This window comes from Komagataeibacter europaeus LMG 18890, from assembly GCF_000285295.1.
Lineage (GTDB): Bacteria > Pseudomonadota > Alphaproteobacteria > Acetobacterales > Acetobacteraceae > Komagataeibacter > Komagataeibacter europaeus.
Genome location: NZ_CADP01000291.1, coordinates 1 through 1,316, shown reverse-complemented (window position 1 = coordinate 1,316; position 1,316 = coordinate 1). Strand labels below are relative to the sequence as shown.

Sequence of the window (1,316 nt, the reverse complement as noted above, 5' to 3'; positions counted from 1 at the left end):
ACCGGTCAAACGGGATGAAGCTGCTCATCTCACCACCTTACAACCTCACCCCTTCACAGGGTACCCCAACCCGACAGGCTGCTAAATCGACATAGAGACGACCTGCGTTGTCGCGCCCTATTTCGCATTTTTAGCGTTATAGAAGCGTTCTCGGCTCACGTTTACGGATTGCCTCGACGGTTGTGATAACTTTCGCAAAAGCCTTTCCATGCCGCTTTAAGCTTGGAACCATGCAGCTTGCCAAGTCGCTCACCGAGATGGTCTCGGAATGCATCGGCAATCAGGTCGATATCCCAGCCCCCGCCAGAGGAACGCGCTATTCTAGCGAATATCTCTTGGTCGGCTCCAAACTGGAGAGAACCGGCTGGAAACATTAGCTGCCCATCGCTTTTCGCAGCTGCGGGTCGTACTACTTGATTGCGTTGTGTTTCTAATTCGCGTGTAGTTGTTTGATGATCTATGACCTTTGGGGTTTCCTTAGGTTGGAAAACAATCTCGAGTTCTCTTACTGCTCTTCCTTGTCTTATTTCCGTCCACTCGACCGTAAAATGCGCCAGTTCGTCGATTTCATTCTTGCAAACGGTCAATACTTTTCGCCGCAACTGAGCAAAGTCTTTATAGACGTTAGGTGAGATCCCTAAGGCAGCACGAAATGCGATGACGTCACCTTTCCACACGGTTTGACGTCTCTTCACGCGCAAGGCCCCGATTTCGTAAAGTTTAAGCGCGTAAGCCGAACGAAAACCCAATACAGCGGTGCGGTTCATGACCGCATAGGTCTCAGACTCTTGGATTAGTCTTCGGGCATCAGGAGTAAATTCCCACTCGATCCAACCGACTTCTTTTCCAGGCTCTGTGTCTTCAACTTCTTCCCTTGAAGAGGCAATCAGAGAAAATCGTCGCGTCGCTTTTTTACCTCGCCAGGAAATGTCGTCTTCGGCAAATAGAGTACCATGCAGTTCTTCAAGCATGTCACTTATGCGTTCGTTACCTTTGTGACCCCGCCTGATGTCTGCTTTGCGCATGCGGTGGACCACTGGCTTCCAAGCATCGCCACCGGCTACAAGGATCATCAACGCGAGTAGACGTGATGCAGTCAGGCTTAGCGATTGGCCTCTGACGAAACGTATCTCCACAAGGTGGCCAGGTTTGGCGAACTCGTCGGCACCCTTATGCTGTAGAGCGCGAGCAACACGCATGGCGCGCTTTGGAGCTTCATCACTTTCGGATGCGTATTGCATGGGCGGGTTATCCAGCACCTAACGGGACGAACGATTCGTATCCTGACCTTAGAATGAGAATAAGGTCAGGTGAAG

1 protein-coding gene is annotated in these 1,316 nt (G+C 51.0%); it reads right to left on the bottom strand.

Annotation, left to right across the window (positions count from 1 at the left end):
* Window positions 1–161: 161 nt before the first annotated feature.
* A complete protein-coding gene (locus GEU01_RS21840; RefSeq protein ID WP_026018937.1) occupies window positions 162–1,241 on the bottom strand; it encodes a replication initiation protein in 1,080 nt (359 codons plus the stop codon).
* Window positions 1,242–1,316: the final 75 nt, after the last annotated feature.

Coding starts and splice junctions, on each gene's coding strand:
- GEU01_RS21840 (WP_026018937.1), bottom strand. CDS start 1,241: ATGCAATACGCATCCGAAAGTGATGAAGCTCCAAAGCGCGCCATGCGT.